We start from the raw sequence: 21,181 nt of genomic DNA on the forward strand, positions 1-21,181 counted from the left end.
CGGCCCCTGCGGGGTGCGCGGCCTTGCTGCCCGCCCGGTGAAGGAAAAACATGACACAACAACATTCATCGCGCTCCAAGCCCTTGCAGACCCTGATAGGGGCGGGCCTGGTGGTGCTTGCGCTGTTTCTGGCCTGGGGTGCCAGCACGGTCAGCTCGGAGGCGGGCTACGGCGGCGTGGGCCCCAATTTCTTTCCCTGGGTGGTCAGCATCGCCTTGCTGATCTGCGGCGTGCTCTGCGTGGTGCATGCACTGACCGGGGGCTTTCGTGAGCTGGAAGAGGGCTCGGGCGACGAGCGCGCCCACTGGAAGGGCTTCATCTGGGTGTCGGCCGGGCTGCTGCTCAATGCCTTGCTCATCACGACGCTGGGCTTCATCCTGAGCTGCGCGCTGTGCTTCGTGCTGTCGGTGCGGGGCTTCAAGAGCTCGGAAGGCGAGCTGGACCTGCGCCTGCGGGCCTGGATCAAGGATTCCCTCATTGGCGTGGCCGTGGCCGCGCCGGTGTTCTGGATGTTTACGCAATTGCTGGCCATCAACCTGCCCGGCCTCACCAACACGGGGTGGCTGTAAAGCCTGCACGCCATGGAAACGTTGAACCTCCTGATGCAGGGTTTTGCCACCGCTGCCACTCCCATCAACCTGATGTGGGCCTTCGTGGGCTGCATGATCGGCACCGCCGTGGGCGTGCTGCCCGGCATCGGGCCGGCCGTGGCGGTGGCCATGCTGCTGCCCATCACCGTGAAGGTCGAGGCCACGGCCTCCATGATCTTCTTCGCGGGCATCTATTACGGCGCCATGTATGGCGGCTCCACCACGTCCATCCTGCTGAACACGCCCGGTGAGGCGGGCTCCATGGTCACCGCCATGGAGGGCAACAAGATGGCCAAGAACGGCCGTGCGGGCGCGGCGCTGGCGACCGCCGCCATCGGCTCGTTCGTGGCGGGCACCATCGCCACCGTGCTGGTCACGTTCTTTGCCCCCCTGGTGGCTGAATACGCCGTGCGCCTGGGCCCGCCCGAGTACTTCATGCTGATGGTGCTGGCCTTCACCACCGTGAGCGCGGTGCTGGGCAAGAGCACGCTGCGCGGCATGGTGGCGCTGTTCGTCGGCCTGGCCATGGGCCTCATCGGCATCGACCAGATCTCGGGCCAGGCGCGCTACACCGGTGGCGTGCCCGAGCTGATGGACGGGATCGAGGTCGTGCTGATCGCCGTGGGCCTGTTTGCCGTGGGCGAGGCCTTGTACAACGTGATGTACGAAGGCAGGACCGACGAAACCCAGAACCGCCTGACCAGCACGCACATGACCAAGGAGGAGTGGAGGCGTTCGTGGCCCGCATGGATCCGCGCCACCTTCATCGGCTTTCCGTTCGGCACCGTGCCCGCGGGCGGCAGCGAGATCCCGACCTTCCTGAGCTACGCCGCTGAAAAGAAGCTGAGCAAGCACAAGGAAGAGTTCGGCACCACCGGCGCCATCGAAGGCGTGGCGGGCCCCGAGGCCGCCAACAACGCGGCCATCACGGCCACGCTGATCCCGTTGCTCACGCTGGGCATTCCCACGTCCAACACCACGGCCATCCTGCTGGGTGCGTTCCAGAACTACGGCATCCAGCCCGGCCCGCAGCTGTTCGACACCAATGGCGCGCTGGTGTGGGCACTGATCGCCTCCATGTACATCGGCAACGTGATGCTGCTCATCCTGAACCTGCCGCTGGTGGGCCTGTGGGTGAAGCTGCTCAAGATTCCCAAGTCGTACCTGTACGCGGGCATCCTGGTGTTCTCCACGCTGGGCGTGTACGGCATGCGCCAGAGCGCGTTCGATCTGGTGCTGCTGTATGCGATCGGCCTCTTGGGCGTGGTGATGCGCCGCTTCGACTTCCCGGCCGCTCCAGTGGTGGTGGGCATGATCCTGGGGCCTCTGGCAGAGGCGCAGATGCGCAACGCCGTGTCGATTGGCGAAGGCAAGTGGACGATCTTCCTGGAGCGCCCCGGTTCGCTGACGCTGATCGTCATCGTGCTGTCCGTGCTCATCGTGCCGCGCCTGCTGCGGCGCTGGGCGGCACGCAAGCTGGCGGCGCTGGAGCGCTGATACACACAAAGGCTCGCAAAAAAGAAAACCGCGCCACATGGCGCGGTTTTTTCATGCGGGCACCGGCTGGTGCAGACGGCGGATTTCGCAAGCCAGACCACAAGGGTTTCATGCCCCCGTTGCCTTCCCCACCAAGGTGACTTGCGTGCTCACAAGCCGTGAATCGTACCATAAAATGCGAATAGTTCTTATTTGCAAGGATGGTGCATGCAATCACTTCCGCAGGAGTTTCTGGCGCTCTGCCGCCAACTGGGCGATGCACAGAAGCGCTGCAGCACCGCCATGGCCGCCCAGGCCGCGCAGATCGAGGCACTGCAGCGCCAGGTGGTGCGGCTGCGCGCCCAGGTCATCGTGCGGGACACACGCCTGGCGATGGCGCGGGATGAACTGGAGCAGATGAAGGCCGCGCACCCCGGCCTGCCCCGCCGCAAGGCCATGGCGCTCCACATCGGTGTGCTCGCCGAGCGCATCGCGAGCTTGTCGCGCGAATGCCTGCGCTGGCGGCTGGCGGCACAGGCCGATGCGGCTCCCGCCAGCGCCGTGGAGCCCGCCAGCGGCGCTGCGGCGGCCCGCGTGCATGCCCCGGCCGGCGCCCTGCGCGGGGCGCCCGCGGGCTCGGCGCTCGACGCCAACCTGGCCGCGGCCGACCTGGTGATCTGCCAGACCGGCTGCATCAGCCATGACGAGTACTGGCGGGTGCAGGACCACTGCCGCCGCACGGGCAAGCCTTGCATCCTGGTGGACCAGCCCCTGGCCGTGCGAGAGGCAGAGGCGCTGGCCGCCATCCAGCCCATGGTGGTCCTGCGCATGGTGCGCGCGCAGCGCCCTGCGGACGGCACCACCACCGGGCAGGAGGCGTTGATCTTGAATGAAAATGGCCGCTAGCGCTGAAGGAATAAGCGCAAGATGCTATTGATTTGATAGTGGTTGGCGGCGCGGGGTCGAGGTGCGGCGCCGGGCCCGTGGCGCCTGTGGCGGCCGCGCCGCGCTACCATCCGCGGATGCCCCTGCTCACCGACGACGCCCCCGCACTGCCGCTGGATGCCCAGGGCATTCTCGAACTGGCGGCGCGGTCCATGTTCCAGCTGTTTTCCAGCGTCAGCCAGGGCATGTTCCTGGTGGACCGCAGCGGGCGCATCGTGTGGGTCAACGAGGGCTATCAGCGCTTTCTGCCCGACCTGGGGTTCTCCTCGGTCGACCAGTTCGTGGGCCGCACGGTGGAAGAGGTGATCCCCAACACCCAGATGCGCCGCGTGCTGGAGACCGGCCAGCCCGTGCTGATCGACCTGCTCACCAACAAGGCCGGCACCTTCGTGGTCAGCCGCATCCCGCTGCGCGACGATGCCGACCGCGTGATCGGCGCCATCGGCATCGTGCTGTTCGACCACCCCGAGACCACGCTGCAGCCGCTGATCAGCAAGTTCGCGCTGCTGCAGCGGGACCTGGACGACGCGCGGCGCGAGCTGGCCAGCCAGCGCAGCCGCTCCCTGGCCGTGGCGGGCGACGGCGAGCGGCGCGCCAAGTACACCTTTGCCAGCTTCATTGGCTCCAGCCCTGCGGCGGCCGAGGTCAAGCGCCAGGCGCGCCGCGCGGCGCAGTCCAGCAGCCCCGTGTTGTTGCTGGGCGAGACGGGCACGGGCAAGGAGTTGCTGGCCCATGCCATCCACGCGGCATCCAGCCGCGCCAGCGGCCCGTTCGTGAGCGTCAACATTGCCGCCGTGCCCGACACATTGCTGGAGGCCGAGTTCTTTGGCGTGGCCCCCGGGGCCTACACCGGTGCCGACCGCAAGGGGCGCGACGGCAAGTTCAAGCTGGCCGACGGCGGCACGCTGTTCCTCGACGAAATCGGCGACATGCCGCAAAGCCTGCAGGCCAAGCTGCTGCGGGCCCTGCAAGAGGGCGAGATCGAGCCACTGGGCTCCAACAAGCTCGTGCCCTTCAACGTGCGCATCCTGGCCGCCACGTCGCGTGACCTGGCCGCGCTGGTGCGCGAGGGCAAGTTCCGCGAGGACCTGTTCTACCGCCTGCACGTGCTGCCCGTGCGCGTGCCGCCGCTGCGCGTGCGGCGCACCGACATCCCGGCCCTGGTGGAGGCGCTGGGTGAAGACCTGGCGCTGCGCAACAGCACGGCCCCGCCCGAGCTGCTGCCCGATGCCATGGCGCTGCTGGCGGGCCAGCCCTGGCGCGGCAACATCCGCGAACTGCGCAACGTGCTGGAGCAGGCCGTGATGCGCAGCGACTCGCCGTCCATCGACGCCGCCCAGCTCGAGCGTGTCCTGCGCGAGGCCGGCGTGGAGCCGGCCGCTCCCGCGCCGGTGCTGGACACGGCTTCCATAACCGATGCCCAGGACGAAAGCCGCTACCTGCGTCCGCTGGCCGAGCAGGTGGCCGAGCTGGAGCGGCGCGCCATCGCGGCCACCCTGAAAGCCCATGGCGGCAACAAGCTCGCCACCGCACGGCAACTGGGCATCTCGCGGGCCACGCTGTATGGACGTCTGGAAAACCCTGAATAAATATCAGACATATGTCTGATATTTATACAATTAGATTGTTCAAAAATCAGACCATGTCCCGCAGGCGTCAGCAGGATTTTCATACAAATCAACAGCTTGCATGCTGGCATGAACTGTGCAATGTTCAGGCATCACAACAAGGAGACATCGCCATGCATCGTCGCACCCTGGTCGCCCTGGCCACCGCTGCCGTCACCGCCGCCACGCTTTCCACCCCCGCTTTCGGCCAGGCCGGGGAAATCCGCATCGCCCACATCTACAGCAAGACCGGCCCGCTGGAGGCCTATGGCAAGCAGACCCAGACCGGCCTGCTGATGGGCCTGAACTACGCCACCGGCGGCAGCATGACCGTCAATGGCAAGAAGCTCGTCGTGATTGAAAAGGACGACCAGGGCAAGCCTGACCTGGGCAAGAGCCTGCTGGCCTCGGCCTATTCGGACGACAAGGCCGACATCGCCGTCGGCCCCACGTCCTCGGGCGTGGCCCTGGCGCTGCTGCCCGTGGCCGAGGAATACAAGAAGATCCTGCTGGTGGAGCCTGCCGTGGCCGACGCCATCACCGGCGACAAGTGGAACAAGTACATCTTCCGCACCGGCCGCAACAGCAGCCAGGATGCCATCTCCAACGCCGTGGCCGTCGACAAGGCCGGCGTGACCGTGGCCACGCTGGCGCAGGACTATGCCTTCGGCCGCGACGGCGTGAAGGCCTTCAAGGACGCGCTCAAGAACGCCAAGCTCGTGCACGAGGAGTACCTGCCCACGACCACCACCGACTTCACTGCCGGTGCCCAGCGCCTGATCGACAAGCTCAAGGACGTGCCCGGCCGCAAGGTCATCTTCATCATCTGGGCCGGCGCGGGCAACCCCTTCAAGATCGCCGACATGGACTTGAAGCGCTACAACATCGAGATCGCCACGGGCGGCAACATCCTGCCCGCCATGGCCGCGTACAAGAACTTCCCTGGCATGGAAGGCGCCACGTACTACTACTTCGGCATCCCCAAGAACCCTGTGAACGAAGCCATGGTGGCCGCGCACTACAAGGAGTTCAAGACCCCGCCGGACTTCTTCACCGCCGGCGGCTTCAGCTCCGCCATGGCGCTGGTCACGGCCCTCAAGGCCACGAACGGCGACACCAACACCAACAAGCTCATCAAGACCATGGAGGGCATGAGCTTCGAGACCCCCAAGGGCAAGATGACCTTCCGCAAGGAAGACCACCAGGCCATGCAGAGCATGTACCACTTCAAGATCAAGGTGGACCCGGCCTTCGCCTGGGGCGTGCCCGAGCTGGTGCGCGAGATCAAGCCTGAAGAAATGAACGTGCCGATCCGCAACAAGCGATAGGCCGGTTTTTTCGATGCGTTAGCGAGGCCCGACGGACAGGACAACCATCCTGCTCCTTCGGGGTTCATCCCGCAGGGGCGGCCGCCCCTCTTTTTCCAGTGAATTGATGCATGAACCCCCGGATCACACGGGGGCAGGGTCGGTTTTTCTCAAAATTATTTGGAGACAAGACAACATGGCTTTCAATTTCATCCGGGCGGCTGCAGCAGGGGCTGTAATTTCAATGTGCGCAGCGGGCGGCGCGATGGCCGCCGTCAACCTGCCCGCGCTCAAGATCGACAAGACGCAGACCACCGTGTCGGGCCTGTCGGCTGGCGGCTTCATGGCCGTGCAACTGCACGTGGCGTATTCGGCCACGTTTGCCAAGGGCGTGGGCGTGGTCGCGGGCGGGCCGTTCAATTGCGCCGAGGGCTCGGTCGTCAATGCCACGGGGCGCTGCATGGCCAGCCCGGCGGGCATTCCCACCAGCACGCTGGTCAGCACCACCAACACCTGGGCCGGCCAAGGCGCCATCGACCCCGTGGCCAACCTGCAGAACTCGAAGGTCTACCTGTTCTCGGGCACGCTCGACAGTGCGGTCAAGACCGGCGTGATGGATGCCCTGCGCACCTACTACAACAGCTTCGTGCCGGCCGCCAACGTGGTCTACAAGAAGGACATCGCGGCCGAGCACGCCATGGTCACCGACGACTACGGCAACGGCTGCACCACCAAGGCCGCGCCCTACATCAGCAACTGCAACTTCGACCTGGCCGGTGCCATGCTGCAGCACCTGTACGGCCCGCTCAATGCGCGCAACAACGCGGCGCTGCCCACCGGCAACTTCATCGAGTTCAACCAGAGCGAATTCATCTCCAACCACGGCATGGCCGCCACGGGCTGGGCCTATGTGCCGCAGGCCTGCCAGGCGGGCGGCAGCGCCACCTGCAAGCTGCACGTGGTGCTGCATGGCTGCAAGCAGAACATCAGCGATGTGCAGCAGCAGTACGTGCGCAACACCGGCTACAACCGCTGGGCCGACACCAACAACATGGTGATGCTGTACCCGCAGACCAGCACGGCCGCCACCAACAGCTGCTTTGACTGGTGGGGCTACGACAACGCCAACTACGCCAAGAAGTCTGGTCCGCAGATGGCGGCCATCAAGGCCATGGTGGACCGGGTCTCCAGCGGCGGCACCACCAACCCGCCGGTGGACCTGCCTGCCCCCACGGGCGTGAGCACCTCGGGCGCCACCGCCAGCAGCATGGCGATTGTCTGGAATGCCGTCTCGGGCGCTGCCAGCTACAACATGTACCGCAACGCCAACAAGGTCAACGCGCTGCCCGTGACCGCCACGAACTACAGCGACACCGGCCTGGCCGCTTCCACCACCTACAACTGGACCGTGCGTGCCGCCGATGCCAACGGAGCCGAAGGCGCCGTGTCCGCAGCGGCATCCGGCACCACGCTGGCGGCGCCGGGTGGCGGCACGGGCACCTGCACCACGGCCAGCAACTATGCGCACACCCTCGCGGGCCGGGCGTACGCCTATGCGGGCTTCGCGTATGCCCTGGGCTCCAACCAGGGCATGGGCTGGTGGAACGTGTTCGTGACCACCACGCTCAAGCAGACCAGCCCCGGGTACTACGTGATCGGTACCTGCTGAAGCATGTACAACCCCGTGAGCCGCTTCGCGTCTTCCCCCTTCTCTCGGATGGCTGCGCCATTCGGGAAGGGGAGGCGCCAGCGCACGCAGGAGAAACGCCGCTGTGCAGCTTGGGCGGCCCTTGCGCGGCGATTGCTGGTTTCGCCCGCGCCAGTTGCGGAGACTGTTTGGCGATGAAAACGCAGTGCAGGTCTTGGCATCCCGCCCCAGGGCTGGGTTGCCGGCCTCTTTGAATGAAATGACGACGACCGTGAAAGTGAAACACCACCCATGAGCACCTTGGCCACCAAGGACTTGACCATCCGCTTCGGCGGCCACGTGGCGGTCAACGCCGTGACCTGCTCCTTCGAGCCCGGCACGCTGACCGCCATCGTGGGCCCCAACGGTGCGGGCAAGACCACGTACTTCAACCTCATCTCGGGGCAGCTGCGCGCCACGGCGGGCAGCGTCACGCTGGGCGGGCAGGACCTCACGGGCCAGTCGGTCTCGGCGCGCACGCATGCGGGCCTGGGCCGGGCGTTTCAGCTCACCAACCTGTTCCCGAACCTCAGCGTGCTGGAGAACGTGCGCCTGGCCGTGCAGGCCACGCAGGAGGGCAAGCACCGCCGGGGCCTGAACCTGTGGAGCATCTGGAGCGACCACCGCGCGCTGACCGAACGGGCGCTGGCCATCCTGCACACGGTGGCCATGCACGAGCGCCGCGACACCCCCGTGGCCAGCCTGCCGCACGGCGACCAGCGCAAGCTCGAAGTGGCGCTGCTCATGGCGCTGGAGCCGCAGGTCTACATGTTCGACGAGCCCACGGCCGGCATGAGCCACGACGAGGCGCCCGTGATCCTGAACCTGATCCGCGAGCTGAAAAAAGACAAGACCAAGATCATCCTGCTGGTGGAGCACAAGATGGACGTGGTGCGCGAGCTGGCCGACCGCATCATCGTGCTGACCAACGGCACGCTGGTGGCCGACGGCCCGCCGGCAGAAGTGATCGCCTCGCCCGTGGTGCAAGAGGCCTACCTGGGCGTGACGAAGGAGGCGGCAGCATGACCACCACCAACAACAATACCGGCAACCTGCTCGAACTCAGGGGCGTGCACACCCACATCGGCGCGTACCACATCCTGCACGGTGTCGACCTGGCCGTGCCCAAGGGCCAGCTCACCATGCTGCTGGGCCGCAACGGCGCGGGCAAGACGACCACGCTGCGCACCATCATGGGCCTGTGGCATGCGTCCCAGGGCTCGGTCCACTTCGGGGGCAAGGACATCACGGCGCTGAACACCCCGCAGATCGCGGGCATGAACATCGCCTACGTGCCCGAGAACATGGGCATCTTCGCGGACCTGACCGTGAAGGAAAACATGCTGCTGGCCGCGCGCGGCGCCAAGAACGCAGCGCAGATGGACACGGCGCGGCTCGAATGGATCTTCAAGCTCTTCCCTGCCGTGGAGAAATTCTGGAACCACCCGGCCGGCAAGCTCAGCGGCGGGCAAAAGCAGATGGTGGCCGTGAGCCGCGCCATCGTCGAGCCCCGCGACCTGCTCATCGTGGACGAGCCCAGCAAGGGCCTCGCCCCCGCCATCATCAACAACATGATCGAGGCGTTCGACCAGCTCAAGAAGAGCGGCGTGACCATCCTGCTGGTGGAGCAGAACATCAACTTCGCGAAGCGGCTCGGCGACACCGTGGCCGTGATGGACAACGGCCAGGTGGTGCATGCGGGCAGCATGGCCGCGCTGGCGCAGGACGAGGCACTGCAGCGGTCGCTGCTGGGGTTGGCACTATGAATTCCACAAAAAATTTCAAGCTATTTTGGCCTCTGGCGCTGGATGGCAAAGCGCCAAAAGCTATTAAAAATATAGCATTCAAGCGCGTGGCGCTTGCCACGCAAGGAGACCGGGCATGAGCATCACCCGCGACTTCGACTGGAAGCCCCTGGCCCTGGTGCCCGCGCTGGCACTGCTGGTGCTGCCCTTCATCGGCTCGCCCAGCACCTGGCTCACGCTCACGGTGGCGGGGCTGGCCATGGGCATGATCGTGTTCATCATCGCCTCGGGCCTCACGCTGGTGTTCGGCCTCATGGACGTGCTCAACTTTGGCCACGGCGTGTTCATCGCGCTGGGCGCCTTCGTGGCCACCAGCGTGCTGGGCACCATGGGCGACTGGACGCAAAGCGCCGAGCTGTGGCGCAACCTGCTGGCCGTGCTGCCCGCCATGCTGGTGGCCATGGCCGTGGCGGGCGCGGTGGGCCTGGCGTTCGAGCGTTTCATCGTGCGGCCCGTGTACGGCCAGCACCTCAAGCAGATCCTCATCACCATGGGCGGCATGATCATTGGTGAAGAACTCATCAAGGTCATCTGGGGCCCCGCGCAGATCCCGCTGCCGCTGCCCGAGGGCATGCGTGGCTCGCTGCTCATTGGCGATGCCGCCATCGAGAAATACCGCCTGGTGGCCGTGGCCGTGGGGCTGCTGGTGTTCGCCGTGCTGGCCTGGACGCTGTCGCGCACCAAGGTCGGCCTGCTCATCCGCGCCGGCGTGCAGGACCGCGAGATGGTCGAGAGCCTGGGCTACCGCATCCGCCGCCTGTTCATCGGCGTGTTCGTGGTGGGTTCGGCCCTGGCGGGCCTGGGTGGCGTGATGTGGGGCCTGTACCAGCAGAACGTGGTGCCGCAGATGGGCGCGCAGGTCAACGTGCTGATCTTCATCGTGATCATCATCGGCGGCCTCGGGTCCACGGGCGGCGCCCTCATCGGCGCGCTGCTGGTGGGGCTCATGGCCAACTACACCGGCTTCCTGGTGCCCAAGGTGGCGCTGTTCTCCAACATCGCGCTGATGGTTGCGATCCTGCTCTGGCGTCCGCAGGGTGTGTACCCGGTCGCGAACCGTTGAAGAGGAGCCCCAAGACATGCTGAACCGACTTCTTTCCAACGACTACCCGCGCAGCAAGGTGCTCGCGGTGATCCTGGTGGCCATCCTCATCGGGCTGGCGTTTGCACCCTTCCTGTTCCCGGGCGTCAAGGCGCTGTCGGTGGCAGCCAAGGTGCTGATCTTCGTGGTGCTGGTGGCCAGCTTCGATCTGCTGCTGGGCTACACCGGCATCGTGAGCTTCGCGCACACCATGTTCTTCGGCATCGGGGCCTACGGCATCGCGGTGGCCACCACCCGCCTGGGGCCGACCTGGACGGCGCTGGGCGTGGGCATTGGCGGCGCGCTGCTGCTGTCGCTGCTGCTGTCGCTGGCGGTGGGGCTGTTCTCGCTGCGGGTGCGCGCCATCTTCTTCGCGATGATCACGCTGGCCGTTGCCGCGGCGTTCCAGACGCTGGCCTCGCAGCTGTCGGACATCACCGGCGGCGAAGACGGCCTGACCTTCAAGGTGCCCGAGATCCTGTCGCCCAGTTTCGAGCCCTTTGAAGAGCCCTTCCTGGGCGTGGCCATCGACGGCCGCCTGATCTGCTACTACCTGCTGTTCGTCGCGGCGCTGGCGCTGGTGCTGGCGCTGCTGCGCATCGTCAATTCACCGTTCGGCCGCGTGCTGCAGGCCATCCGCGAGAACGAGTTCCGCGCCGAGGCCATCGGCTACCGCGTGGTGGTGTACCGCACCACGTCGAGCGTGCTGTCGGCGCTGTTCGCCACCATGGCGGGCGCGATGCTCGCGCTCTGGCTGCGCTACAACGGACCCGACACCTCGCTCAGCTTCGAAATCATGATGGACTGCCTGCTCATCGTGGTGATCGGCGGCATGGGCACCATCTACGGATCGGCCATCGGCGCCGTGCTCTTCCTGGTGGCGCAAAGCTACCTGCAGGACCTGCTGCGCCTGGGGCACGAGGCCACCTCGGGCCTGCCCTGGCTGTCTGCGCTGCTCTCGCCGGACCGCTGGCTGCTGTGGCTGGGCGTGCTGTTCGTTCTGTCGGTGTATTACTTCCCTACCGGTGTGGTGGGGCGCCTGCGCGCGGCAGCTGCGCGCAAGGCGGGGTAGGCGGCCCCTTCCCGCACGCGGGCTGGTGCGGAAGGGGCGTGGGTCAGCTGTGCAAGAAGCAACGCGAAGAAAAATACCAGGAGACAAGCACATGATGAGCATGAAGACAGGGTTTCGTCCGTTCGTTCCCGCCGCGGTGGCAGCCGCCGTTCTCGCCGCCTGTGGCGGTGGGGATGGCGAGCACGTCCCCCTCAATGCAAAGCCCGCATACCTGGGCGCCATTGCCGAGACTGCCTATGACGGCAGCAGCAACGACCTGTTGACCGCGGGCCTCGGTGCCACCGGCATGGCGGCGGCGCTGCCGCCCGCCTATGCCGACCCGCTCAAGCCCACCGCCGCCGAGTTGCGCCGCACGGCCATCCACACCAACTACCGCGCCATGCTCGACATGACGGCCGCGGGTGGCTACGGCCTGCTGTACGGCCCCAACGTGGACGCGCAGGGCAAGGTCACGGCGGGCGAGGGCAAGGTGGCGGGCACCGAGTACATCGCGTTCGCCGACGACGGCACGGGCCGCAAGAATGTCACCCTGATGGTGCAGGTGCCTGCCAGCTTCGATTCCAGGAAGCCCTGCATGATCACCGCGACCACGTCGGGCTCGCGCGGCGTGTATGGCGGCATCTCCACGGGCGAGTGGGGCCTCAAGCGCGGCTGCGCCGTGGCGTATTCGGACAAGGGCACGGGCGGTGCGCCGCACGACCTGCAGAACGACACCGTGCCGCTCATCGACGGCACCCGGACCACCGCCACCGCGGCGGGCAAGGATGCGGCCTTCAATGCCGGGCTCACGGCATCGGAGCTCGCGGCCTTCAACAAGGCCACCCCCGACCGCTTCGCCTTCAAGCATGCCCATTCAGGCCAGAACGCCGAGAAGGACTGGGGCACCACGACGCTGCAGGCGGTGGAGTTCGGCTACTACGTCCTCAACCAGCGCCACGGCGAGACCAACGCGGCCGGCCAGCGCCTGAAGACGCTCACGCCCCGCAACACCATCGTGATTGCGTCCAGCATTTCCAACGGTGGCGGCGCGGCGATCGCCGCCGCCGAGCAGGACACGCAGGGCCTGATCAGCGGTGTGGCCGTGTCCGAGCCCGCGCTGGAGCTGCCCGCCAACCCTGGCGTCACGGTGCGCCGTGGCAGCACCGAGGTGGCGGTCACGGGCAAGACGCTGGTGGACTTCACCACCTACGCCAACCTGTACCAGGCCTGTGCATCGCTGGCGCCGTCGGTCAGCGCCAGCCCCTTCGCCGCGGCGTTCGCGGCCGGGTTTGCCAGCGCGGCGCTGCCCATCGCGCCCAACCGCTGCGCGGCGCTCAAGACGGCGGGGCTGCTGTCGGCCTCCACCACCGCAGCGCAGGCCGAAGAGGCGCTGCAAAAGCTGCGCGCCTATGGCTGGGAGCCCGAGTCGAACGACCTGCATGCCTCGCTGGCCGCGTTCGAAGTGGCCCCGGCCGTGGCGGTGACCTTTGCCAACAGCCTGTCGCGCAGCAGCGTGAAGGACCACCTGTGCGGCTTCAGCTACGCGGCCACGGCGACCACGGGCGCGGTGGTGCCCCTGGCGGCCGCAGCGTTGCCGGGCATGTTCGCCACCGGCAACGGCGTGCCGCCTTCCGGTGGCATCAACCTCGTGAACAACCTGGGCAAGCTGGGCCCGGCGCGCGACTTCCTGTCGTTCTCGGACGCGGGCGTGGCCGACTGGAACACGGCGGGCGCGCTGTGCCTGCGCAACCTGGTCACCGGCACCGACGCAGCGGCCAGGAAGCTGCAGGCCGGCGTGGATGAAACCCGCCGCAACGGCAACCTGCGGGGCAAGCCCGCCGTCATCGTGCACGGCCGGGCCGATGCGCTGCTGCCCGTGAGCCACACCTCGCGCCCCTATGCCGCGTTGAACAAGAAGATCGAGGGCGCAGCCAGCCGGCTCAGCTATGTGGAAGTGGCCAACGCCCAGCATTTCGACAGCTTCATCGGCCTGCCCACGGTGCTGCCGGGCTACGACACGCGCTACGTACCGCTGCACGTGTACCTGAACCACGCGCTCGATGCCGTGTACGAGCACCTGGCCAATGGCAAGGCCTTGCCCGCCAGCCAGGTGGTGCGCACCGTGCCCCGGGGCGGCACACCGGGCAGCGCGCCGGCCATCACCGCCGCCAACGTGCCGCCACTGGCCACCGTGCCCGCTGCGGCCAATGCCATTGCCATTGCGGCAGGCGCCATCTCCATCCCCGACTGACGCGGGCCCCCGGCTGGCGAAAGAGGGAATCACCCCGTGTGCCGCGCCCGCGGTGGGCGTGGCGCCGGGGCCATGTGTTTCTGGCGCAAAGGATGGATGTATGAACGCTGTGATGAAGACCTGGGGCCGCCGCATGGCGTCGGCGCTGGCGGTGCCCGTTGTGCTGGCGCTTGGCGCCGCTGGCGGCACTGCGCCCGCGCGTGCCGCCGAGATCGTGGTGGGGCAGGTGGCGCCCTTGTCGGGCGTGCTGGCCAGCACCGGCGCGCAGATGGTGCTGGGCGGCAAGATCTACTTCGACTGGATCAACGCCCAGGGCGGCGTGCATGGCGCCTCCATCCGCCAGGCGGTGGTGGACGATGCCTACAAGGTGGACGACACCGTGAAGCTGACCCGCGAGATGCTGGCCAGGCCCGAGGTGGTGGCGCTGTACGGTTTCGCGGGCACGGCCAACATCACCCAGCTGCTGGCCGACGGCGTGCTGGAGCAGGGCGGCGCCGCGCTGGTGGCGCCCTACACGGGGGGCGAATCCCTGCGCAACCCTTTCAACCCGTGGATCTTCCATGTGCGCGCCGGGTATGCGGACGAGACTGAACACATGGTCCAGCAGCTCACCACGCTGGGCATGAACCGCGTGGCCGTGATGTACCAGGACGACGGTTTTGGCAAGGCGGGCCTGGCGGGCGTGGAGGCGGCGCTGGCCAAGCGCAACCTCAAGCTCGTGGTGGCGGCCGGCTATGAACGCAACACCGACAAGGTGGACGATGCCGTGAAGGCCATCAAGGCGGCCGACGTGCATGCCGTCATCATGATCGCCGTCAACAAGCCCGCGGCCGCGTTCATCCAGCGCTACCGCGAGCAGGGCGGCGGCGCGCAGCTGTACAACATCTCCGTGGTGGACCCGACCGAACTGGTCAAGCTGGCGGGCCTGAAAAACGCCCACGGCCTGGGCATCAGCCAGGTGGTGCCGTACCCCTACCGGCCTCAGCTGCCGGTGGTGCGCGAGTACCAGTCGCTGCTCAAGAAATACGCGCCCGATGCCGAGGTCAACTACACCAGCTTCGAGCAGTTCCTGGGCGCCAAGGTACTGGTCGAAGCCCTGCGCCGCGCCGGGCCCCTGCCCACGCGCACCAAGGTCGTCAAGGCGCTGGAGTCGATGCAGAGCTATGACCTGGGCGGCATCACGCTGGGCTATTCGCCCACCAACCGCATCGGCTCGCGCTATGTCGAGGTCACCGTCATTGGCAGCAATGGCCGCCTCATGAAGTAGCCGGCCGCCACCTGTTTTCCATCTGTTGTTCCCAAAGGTTGCCACCATGTCCCCCATCTCGCGCTACGCCACTTGCGCCGGCTATGAAATCCACTACATGGAGTGGGGCGCGCGCGATGCCCCCGTGGTGGTGGCATGGCACGGCCTGGCGCGCACCGGGCGCGACATGGACGAACTCGCCGCGCACCTCGCCCCGCGCTACCGCGTGATCTGCCCCGACACCATCGGCCGGGGCCTGAGCCAGTGGGCGCGGGCGCCGCAGGACGAGTACCGCCTGTCGTTCTACGCGCGCATCGCGGCCGGCCTGTTCGACCAGTTGGGCATCGAGAAGGCGCACTGGGTGGGCACGTCGATGGGTGGGGCGATCGGCACGGTGTGCGCATCGGGCCTGTTCCAGCCGCAGCTCAAGGAGCGCATCGCCAGCCTGCTGCTCAACGACAACGCGCCCCGCCTGGCGGATGCCGCGCTCGAGCGCATCAAGGCCTATGCGGGCCACCCGCCCTCGTTTGACACCGTGATGGAGTTGGAAGCCTTCTTCCGGCAGGTGTACCAACCCTACGGCTGGCTCAGCGATGCGCAGTGGAGTCGCCTGACCGAGACCTCGACCCGGCGCCTGCCCGACGGCCGCGTGACGCCGCACTACGACCCGGCCATGGTGCAGCAGTTCACGCACCACACCAACGACTATCTGATCTGGGACCACTACGACGCGCTGGAGATCCCCGTGCTGTGCCTGCGCGGTGCGGAATCCGACCTGGTGCTGCGCGAGACCACCGCCGAGATGCTCACGCGGGGCCCCGGCGCGCGCGGGCTGGCGCAGGTGGTGGAGGTGCCCGGCTGCGGCCATGCCCCCGCGCTCAATGTGCCGGAGCATTACGCGCTGGTAGACGGGTTTCTGGCACGCGCATCCTGAACGGATGGAGCGGGGAGTCGCGCAGCGTTGAAGGCGAGGGCGCTGCGCGGTACATTGGGCCCACACCACGCAACCCCTCGCCATGAAACCCCTGCTGCTCATCGCCTCGCACCTGCTTGCCCTGGCTTTGGGGTTTGCGCTGGGTGTGTATGTGCTGCCGATCTTGATAGCGCCGGCTGCGCCCACGCAGCAGGAGATCCAATCCAGCCTGCCCACCGCCCAATGGACGGCCACCTTCCGCCGTGACCTGAAAGACAGCGACGCCCTGCACTGGGGCGAGGGCGCCGTGTCCCTCGGCCCGCAGGCCGTCAGCCTGCTGGGCAAGCTGGCCCCGGGGCCGGACTACAAGCTCTACCTGTCGCCCGAGTTTGTCGAGACCGAGGCCGAATTCAAGCGCCTCAAGCCCCAGATGCTGCGCGTGGGGGATGTGAAGACGTTCAACAACTTCATCGTCCCGGTGCCGCAGGGCGTGGACCTTACGAAGTTCAACACCGTGATCGTGTGGTGTGAGACCTTCAGCGAGTTCATCACCGCGGCGCAGTACCGGTAGTTCAGGCCGTTAAGCTGGGCTCTGCGGGGCGATTTGCGCCAACGCTGCCTGCAACCCGGCCAGTCCACCTACGCGCTGGTCATTGATAAAGATCTGTGGCATCTGCCGCACTGAGGGCCCGCACTTGGCATAAAAGGCCAGGCGCTCGGCCTCGTCATCGATCTTGATTTCCTCATACGGCAGCGAGCGCGACTTGAGGAGCATCTTGGCCGACTCGCATTGCGGGCAGGCGGACTTGGAATACACAGTGATTTGAAGAGCCATGGTGCAAGTTTACGGGGCACGGTATGGGCCAGACGTGCCAGAGGCCATCCGACACCGCACGGAAATCCCATCGAGTTGCCATTTGGTTTGTTTTGCGACTGCTTGGTAATTTATGCCCCGATTGTTCCCCTGAGCCCACCGGTCCGTGTTGCTGGTGATGGTTGCCATGGTGTTGGCCCTCACTGGCTGCTCATCCGCCAGCCCACCCCCCGGCATCACACCCTTCACCCCGTTCGACCTGGCCCGCTACGAAGGCTGCTGGTACGAAGTCGCCCGGCTCGACCATTCGTTTGAACGCGGCATGACGGACGTGAGCGCCACCTACCAGCGTCAGGGGGACGACAGCGTGCGTGTGCAACCGGGGCTTTGACACCGGCAAGAATGGCTGGCGCCAGGCGGACGGCAAGGCGAAGTTCACCGGCGATGCGAACACCGCGTCGCTCAAGGTGTCGTTCTTTGGTCCGTTCTACGGCAGCTACCACGTGGCCGCGCTGGATGCGGACTACCAATGGGCGCTGGTGGTGGGGCCCGACCTCAGCTACTGCTGGATCTTGTCGCGCACCAAACAACTGGCCCCGCCGTGCGCGAGCAGCTCATCGCCCGTGCCAACGTCCTGGGGCATCGACACCCAGGCGCTGATCTGGGTGACCCACGAACGCACTGACCCAAAATCATGAAGCTCCCTGCGCCACAAACCATTGCCGCCATTGGCGCAGGCCTGGCAGGTCTGTCGTGTGCGCAGGCGCTGCTGCAGGCAGGCCACATGGTGCATGTGTTTGACAAAAGCCGTGGACCTTCCGGCCGCATGAGCACCCGTTGCCCTGAAGACGAGCACGGTGCCTGGCTGTGCGACCACGGCACGCAGTATTTCACCGCCCGCGATCCCGCCTTTCGTGCGGAGGTGGCCCACTGGCAGCGGGCGGGCGTGGCCGCAGTGTGGGATGCCCGCCTGGCCAGTTTTGACGGCAGCATATGGACCACGCCGCACACTCCGCTGGAGCGGTTTGTGGGTACACCGCGCATGACGTCGCCCGCCGCATGGCTGGTGCAGAGCCTGGGCGACCGTGCGCAGGCGCAGTGGCAAACCACCGTACAGCGGCTGGACCATCACCTCCGCAGAGCACGGCCCACTCCACGAGCGTTACGACGCTGTGATGTTGGCGGTGCCTGCCCCGCAGGCCGTACCGTTGCTCGCCCCCGTAGCGCGCGCTGGCGCTGCCGTGGCCGCTGGGCCGTGATGCTGCGCTACGCTGCCCCCGTGGCCATGCCGTGGGAGGGCGCCTTCATCAACACCGGCCCGCTGCGCTGGGTGGCGCGCGACAGCAGCAAGCCCGGCCGATGCCACGTTGAGCCAGAGCTTCCGGCTGGGCATGGTGTACAGGCAACTCCAAAATGCAGGGTCCGCAACTCGATGCGCTGCGCGACCATGCCGCTGACCTGCGCACGCGGCTGGATGCGCTATAGCCCTCCCTACCCATCACCCAACGCCACTCCCACCGCAGGACCGCGCCATGTCTCACGCACAGCCCCCCGCAATGCCGTTCACCTCCCTGCAGTCTCTGCCACACGGCAACGGAAGTTGGCAAGACGGTGCTAACGTCATATCCATGCTTGAGGACTATTTCTCCCTTCAATTGAAATTTGCCAAGTGCTACGCGGTGAAAGCAGCAGTGCCGTTCGACGTCGCCATTGACCGCTGTACCAACTTGCGACGCAGGCTGAATCTGTGGGGGGACACTGGCGCGAGTAGGTGGGATCTCTTTCTGGACAGGGTAAAAAGCGCGGTCGATGACCATGCCGAGCAAGTCGCTTTATGTGCCGGGTTCCAACGATCTCTTTCCTACGTCGAAGTCACACGGTCGTTCGGCTGTTTCTCTTACGATCCGCCCGATGCATGCGGTACCTTGCGCATCCACTTTGTTGCGCCGGATGGAATCAATTCCAGTCCGCTGGCTATTGAGAATTTCAGTGCGAGGAGGGCCGACCTGCAAGATCTGATTTCGCATGTTCAGCGCACTGAGCCCAGCGTTACAACCGTGCGCGGCGTTTCCTGGCTCTACAACCTGCAGGCATATAGGCGGCTCTTTCCAACGGCCTATAGCGCTTCAGTTCAGACCGCACGGTTTCCTTTGCACTTGAACGGGAGTTCAACCTGGGGCCAGGTACTGAACTGGCGGCAGGAGGTGAAGCCGGCTGTACGAGATCAATTGTTAGTTCGCCTCAATGACATGGAGGTCGCAACTCCTTGGCGGGTCTTTCCGCTCCAAGCTTTGGTCGCTACAAGCCAGATCGAGGTGTTTTATGACTGGTTCACATGAAGGTTGTCGAATGTCGGACATGGGCCCGAACCAGTCTTCCAAGTGACCTGCTTGGGTGACCGCAACCGTTGCAAGCCGCTCGCATTGTTCCTTCCTCAAATCCCAAACTTCTTCACCCGATAAGCCATCGTCGCCCGGCTGATCCCCAGCAGCCTTGCCGCCGACGCCACATTGCCTCCCGCGCTGTGCAGCGCCTGCCGCAGCAATTGTTCTTCGGCCTGATGCAGCGGCGCGACCGTTGGCGTGGCGGTGGGTGTCGGGTTCCAGCTGGATGTTGGCTGTGGGGGTGCTGGGTTTTGCGGGGCAACGGCGCCCGCGGCAACTCCGCGTTGCGGCTGCCCCGTCGCATGCAGCGTGCCCGTGCTGTTCGGATTCAGGTGCAGCGACATCACGTCCGAGCTCGGCTGTTCGCCCCCGGCAAACAAATGGTGCGGCTCGATCGGCTCGCCATCGGTGGCCAAAATCACGCTGCGCTCGATCAGGTTCTGCAGCTCGCGGATGTTGCCGGGAAACGGGTAGTGAAACATCGCCTTCACCGCCGCCTGGCTGAAGCCGGGTACCTGGCGCTGGTGCTTGCGCTGGTAGTGCGCCAGAAAGTGGCTCATCAGCAACGGGATGTCGTCGCGCCGGTCGCGCAGCGGGGGCAGGTGGATGGGGAATACGTTGAGGCGGTAGAACAAGTCTTCGCGAAACGTGCCTTCGCGCACGGCCTGGCGCAGGTCGACATTGGTGGCGGCCACCAGGCGCACGTCCACGCGCACGGTGCGGGTGCCGCCCACGCGCTCTACTTCGCCCTCTTGCAGAGCGCGCAGCAGCTTGCCCTGGGCCACCAGGCTGAGCGTGCCGATTTCGTCGAGGAAAAGGGTGCCGCCGTGTGCGCGCTCAAAGCGCCCGGGGCGCGATGTGCCTGCGCCGGTGTAGGCGCCACGCTCCACGCCAAACAGTTCGCTTTCCACCAGCGTGTCGGGGATGGCCGCGCAGTTGATAGCCACAAAGGGCTGGTCTTTGCGCGGGCTGATGCGGTGCAGCATGCTGGCAAACATCTCTTTGCCCACGCCCGATTCGCCGGTGAACAACACGGTGGCGGCGGTGGGCGCCACGCGCTGCAGCATGTGGCAGGCGGCGTTGAAGGCGGATGAGGCGCCCACCATGGTGGCCTGGGCCGTGGGCTCGGCGGCGGTGCCTGCGAGGGCCGCTGAGGTTTTGCCCGGTGGCACGCCCAGGTAGGTGGTGCGCGCCTTGGCCTGCGCCCCTTCTGGCATCGAGGTGGGCAGCGACGCAGGCGGGGTGCCCACAAAGTCCTGCGCGTTCAGATAAAAGAGATCCTGCTCGGGGTCTTCCCACAGGTGGGCCGACTTGCCGACCACGCGGCAGTGCGCGGCGCCGGACGAGCGGCAGTCCACCTCGCGAAAAACGATCATGTGGCCGAACAAGGTGCTCACATAGCCCGTGGCGTACCCCACCTGCATCCAGCACGCGGGCGATCCGCCCACGCCATAGGCGGCAATGTGCTCGTCGTCCTCGCTGGAGTTGTGCCACAGGAATTCGCCTTCGTACGCGCCCCTGTCCGCGTCGTAGCGGGCGTGCACCACTTCCACCTGCACCACGCCCTCCAGCGCATGCAGGCGGGTGCCCGCAATGGCCGCCGCCGTGGGCTCGGCATTCGGCCATTGCTGGCGCACCAGGCGGGCGTCGCGCGCGCCGCTCACATAGCCCGCGCGGGTGAGCAGCCCGCGTGCCTTGTCCAGGCCGATGCTGTCGATCAGCTCGCGCCGCAGCGATCCCAGGGCCTCGGAGTGCAGCAGGATCATGCGCTGGTCTTGCAGCCAGATGCGCCCGTCGCCGGGCGAGAAGAACAGGCATTCGCTGATGTCGGCCACCGTGGGGTGGGTGTGCTGGCTCACGCCGACGGTGTCGAACCCGCCCAGGGCACAGGGCTCGGTCGGGGCAAGCAAACCCCCGGCCTGGCTGGTGGCTGTGCTGCGATTCAGATCGGCCAGGGAGACACGGCGTCGGGACATGGGTTCTCCGGCAGTCATCAAAAATGGATCAGAAAGTGATCATTTGAG

The 21,181-nt window shown here is 66.4% G+C and carries 18 protein-coding genes and 1 pseudogene; 17 read left to right on the forward strand and 2 right to left on the reverse strand.

All coding sequences use genetic code 11. The features are described 5' to 3' along the window. Nucleotides 1-50: 50 nt before the first annotated feature. The 14 genes from KW843_RS05425 (at nucleotide 51) to KW843_RS05490 (ending at nucleotide 16,530) form a co-directional block, all read left to right on the forward strand. The gene (locus tag KW843_RS05425; protein WP_218294050.1) at nucleotides 51-569 is read left to right on the forward strand and encodes a tripartite tricarboxylate transporter TctB family protein; all 519 of its coding nucleotides are present in this window, start codon (nucleotides 51-53) and stop codon (nucleotides 567-569) included. A 12-nt stretch (nucleotides 570-581) separates the two neighbouring features. Further along, nucleotides 582-2,087, forward strand: coding sequence for a tripartite tricarboxylate transporter permease (locus KW843_RS05430; RefSeq protein WP_218294051.1), 1,506 nt, complete (start codon nucleotides 582-584; stop codon nucleotides 2,085-2,087). A 207-nt stretch (nucleotides 2,088-2,294) separates the two neighbouring features. Further along, nucleotides 2,295-2,972, forward strand: a complete 678-nt coding sequence (locus tag KW843_RS05435) for a DUF2325 domain-containing protein (RefSeq protein ID WP_218294052.1) — start codon at nucleotides 2,295-2,297, stop codon at nucleotides 2,970-2,972. Nucleotides 2,973-3,088: 116 nt separating this feature from the next. Beyond that, complete coding sequence (locus KW843_RS05440; RefSeq protein WP_218294053.1) at nucleotides 3,089-4,600, forward strand: sigma-54-dependent Fis family transcriptional regulator; 1,512 nt, start codon at nucleotides 3,089-3,091, stop codon at nucleotides 4,598-4,600. A 152-nt stretch (nucleotides 4,601-4,752) separates the two neighbouring features. Beyond that, nucleotides 4,753-5,946 carry a substrate-binding domain-containing protein gene (locus tag KW843_RS05445; RefSeq protein WP_218294054.1) on the forward strand — a complete coding sequence of 398 codons (1,194 nt, stop codon included), beginning with the start codon at nucleotides 4,753-4,755 and terminating at the stop codon, nucleotides 5,944-5,946. A gap of 175 nt (nucleotides 5,947-6,121) precedes the next feature. Further along, nucleotides 6,122-7,594 carry a PHB depolymerase family esterase gene (locus KW843_RS05450; RefSeq protein WP_218294055.1) on the forward strand — a complete coding sequence of 491 codons (1,473 nt, stop codon included), beginning with the start codon at nucleotides 6,122-6,124 and terminating at the stop codon, nucleotides 7,592-7,594. Nucleotides 7,595-7,864: 270 nt separating this feature from the next. Continuing rightward, entirely contained in the window at nucleotides 7,865-8,638 is a 774-nt protein-coding gene (locus KW843_RS05455) for an ABC transporter ATP-binding protein (protein WP_218294056.1), read from the forward strand. Then, on the forward strand, nucleotides 8,635-9,378 hold the full coding sequence (locus KW843_RS05460) for an ABC transporter ATP-binding protein (protein WP_218294057.1): 744 nt from the start codon (nucleotides 8,635-8,637) through the stop codon (nucleotides 9,376-9,378). Before KW843_RS05455 ends, KW843_RS05460 begins: the two co-directional genes overlap by 4 nt. A gap of 115 nt (nucleotides 9,379-9,493) precedes the next feature. Then, nucleotides 9,494-10,480: a branched-chain amino acid ABC transporter permease gene (locus KW843_RS05465; RefSeq protein ID WP_218294058.1), complete on the forward strand. Its 987-nt coding sequence runs from the start codon at nucleotides 9,494-9,496 to the stop codon at nucleotides 10,478-10,480. Between the two features lie 16 nt (nucleotides 10,481-10,496). Next, nucleotides 10,497-11,570, forward strand: a complete 1,074-nt coding sequence (locus tag KW843_RS05470) for a branched-chain amino acid ABC transporter permease (protein WP_218294059.1) — start codon at nucleotides 10,497-10,499, stop codon at nucleotides 11,568-11,570. A 100-nt stretch (nucleotides 11,571-11,670) separates the two neighbouring features. Then, complete coding sequence (locus KW843_RS05475) at nucleotides 11,671-13,800, forward strand: D-(-)-3-hydroxybutyrate oligomer hydrolase (RefSeq protein ID WP_370628455.1); 2,130 nt, start codon at nucleotides 11,671-11,673, stop codon at nucleotides 13,798-13,800. A gap of 100 nt (nucleotides 13,801-13,900) precedes the next feature. Continuing rightward, nucleotides 13,901-15,067: an ABC transporter substrate-binding protein gene (locus tag KW843_RS05480; protein ID WP_218294061.1), complete on the forward strand. Its 1,167-nt coding sequence runs from the start codon at nucleotides 13,901-13,903 to the stop codon at nucleotides 15,065-15,067. A gap of 46 nt (nucleotides 15,068-15,113) precedes the next feature. Next, nucleotides 15,114-15,980, forward strand: coding sequence for an alpha/beta fold hydrolase (locus tag KW843_RS05485; RefSeq protein WP_218294062.1), 867 nt, complete (start codon nucleotides 15,114-15,116; stop codon nucleotides 15,978-15,980). Nucleotides 15,981-16,062: 82 nt separating this feature from the next. After that, entirely contained in the window at nucleotides 16,063-16,530 is a 468-nt protein-coding gene (locus tag KW843_RS05490; protein ID WP_218294063.1) for a DM13 domain-containing protein, read from the forward strand. 9 nt (nucleotides 16,531-16,539) lie between these two features. Here the strand turns inward: KW843_RS05490 and KW843_RS05495 are convergent, their stop codons facing one another. Further along, nucleotides 16,540-16,794, reverse strand: coding sequence for a glutaredoxin (locus KW843_RS05495; RefSeq protein ID WP_218294064.1), 255 nt, complete (start codon nucleotides 16,792-16,794; stop codon nucleotides 16,540-16,542). Between the two features lie 166 nt (nucleotides 16,795-16,960). Between KW843_RS05495 and KW843_RS05500 the strand changes: the two are divergent. From KW843_RS05500 to KW843_RS05510, 3 genes and pseudogenes are all read left to right on the forward strand, one after another. Then, nucleotides 16,961-17,471: pseudogene (locus tag KW843_RS05500) on the forward strand (lipocalin family protein). 86 nt (nucleotides 17,472-17,557) lie between these two features. Further along, complete coding sequence (locus KW843_RS05505) at nucleotides 17,558-18,391, forward strand: hypothetical protein (protein ID WP_370628456.1); 834 nt, start codon at nucleotides 17,558-17,560, stop codon at nucleotides 18,389-18,391. Continuing rightward, the gene (locus KW843_RS05510; protein ID WP_255594551.1) at nucleotides 18,306-19,112 is read left to right on the forward strand and encodes a hypothetical protein; all 807 of its coding nucleotides are present in this window, start codon (nucleotides 18,306-18,308) and stop codon (nucleotides 19,110-19,112) included. The genes KW843_RS05505 and KW843_RS05510 overlap by 86 nt, the downstream gene beginning before the upstream one ends. Nucleotides 19,113-19,207: 95 nt before the next feature. Here the strand turns inward: KW843_RS05510 and KW843_RS05515 are convergent, their stop codons facing one another. Continuing rightward, the gene (locus KW843_RS05515; protein ID WP_218294065.1) at nucleotides 19,208-21,133 is read right to left on the reverse strand and encodes a sigma-54-dependent Fis family transcriptional regulator; all 1,926 of its coding nucleotides are present in this window, start codon (nucleotides 21,131-21,133) and stop codon (nucleotides 19,208-19,210) included. Nucleotides 21,134-21,181: the final 48 nt, after the last annotated feature.

The sequence above is a fragment of the Acidovorax sp. sif1233 genome, assembly GCF_019218755.1.
In the GTDB taxonomy this organism is placed as follows: Bacteria; Pseudomonadota; Gammaproteobacteria; order Burkholderiales; family Burkholderiaceae_C; genus Acidovorax.

What these genes read in the sequence shown, in the direction of transcription:
- KW843_RS05425 (WP_218294050.1), top strand. Translation starts at nt 51, where the DNA reads ATGACACAACAACATTCATCGCGCTCCAAGCCCTTGCAGACCCTGATA.
- KW843_RS05430 (WP_218294051.1), top strand. Translation starts at nt 582, where the DNA reads ATGGAAACGTTGAACCTCCTGATGCAGGGTTTTGCCACCGCTGCCACT.
- KW843_RS05435 (WP_218294052.1), top strand. Translation starts at nt 2,295, where the DNA reads ATGCAATCACTTCCGCAGGAGTTTCTGGCGCTCTGCCGCCAACTGGGC.
- KW843_RS05440 (WP_218294053.1), top strand. Translation starts at nt 3,089, where the DNA reads ATGCCCCTGCTCACCGACGACGCCCCCGCACTGCCGCTGGATGCCCAG.
- KW843_RS05445 (WP_218294054.1), top strand. Translation starts at nt 4,753, where the DNA reads ATGCATCGTCGCACCCTGGTCGCCCTGGCCACCGCTGCCGTCACCGCC.
- KW843_RS05450 (WP_218294055.1), top strand. Translation starts at nt 6,122, where the DNA reads ATGGCTTTCAATTTCATCCGGGCGGCTGCAGCAGGGGCTGTAATTTCA.
- KW843_RS05455 (WP_218294056.1), top strand. Translation starts at nt 7,865, where the DNA reads ATGAGCACCTTGGCCACCAAGGACTTGACCATCCGCTTCGGCGGCCAC.
- KW843_RS05460 (WP_218294057.1), top strand. Translation starts at nt 8,635, where the DNA reads ATGACCACCACCAACAACAATACCGGCAACCTGCTCGAACTCAGGGGC.
- KW843_RS05465 (WP_218294058.1), top strand. Translation starts at nt 9,494, where the DNA reads ATGAGCATCACCCGCGACTTCGACTGGAAGCCCCTGGCCCTGGTGCCC.
- KW843_RS05470 (WP_218294059.1), top strand. Translation starts at nt 10,497, where the DNA reads ATGCTGAACCGACTTCTTTCCAACGACTACCCGCGCAGCAAGGTGCTC.
- KW843_RS05475 (WP_370628455.1), top strand. Translation starts at nt 11,671, where the DNA reads ATGAAGACAGGGTTTCGTCCGTTCGTTCCCGCCGCGGTGGCAGCCGCC.
- KW843_RS05480 (WP_218294061.1), top strand. Translation starts at nt 13,901, where the DNA reads ATGAACGCTGTGATGAAGACCTGGGGCCGCCGCATGGCGTCGGCGCTG.
- KW843_RS05485 (WP_218294062.1), top strand. Translation starts at nt 15,114, where the DNA reads ATGTCCCCCATCTCGCGCTACGCCACTTGCGCCGGCTATGAAATCCAC.
- KW843_RS05490 (WP_218294063.1), top strand. Translation starts at nt 16,063, where the DNA reads ATGAAACCCCTGCTGCTCATCGCCTCGCACCTGCTTGCCCTGGCTTTG.
- KW843_RS05495 (WP_218294064.1), bottom strand. Translation starts at nt 16,794, where the DNA reads ATGGCTCTTCAAATCACTGTGTATTCCAAGTCCGCCTGCCCGCAATGC.
- KW843_RS05505 (WP_370628456.1), top strand. Translation starts at nt 17,558, where the DNA reads ATGGTGCATGTGTTTGACAAAAGCCGTGGACCTTCCGGCCGCATGAGC.
- KW843_RS05510 (WP_255594551.1), top strand. Translation starts at nt 18,306, where the DNA reads ATGTCTCACGCACAGCCCCCCGCAATGCCGTTCACCTCCCTGCAGTCT.
- KW843_RS05515 (WP_218294065.1), bottom strand. Translation starts at nt 21,133, where the DNA reads ATGTCCCGACGCCGTGTCTCCCTGGCCGATCTGAATCGCAGCACAGCC.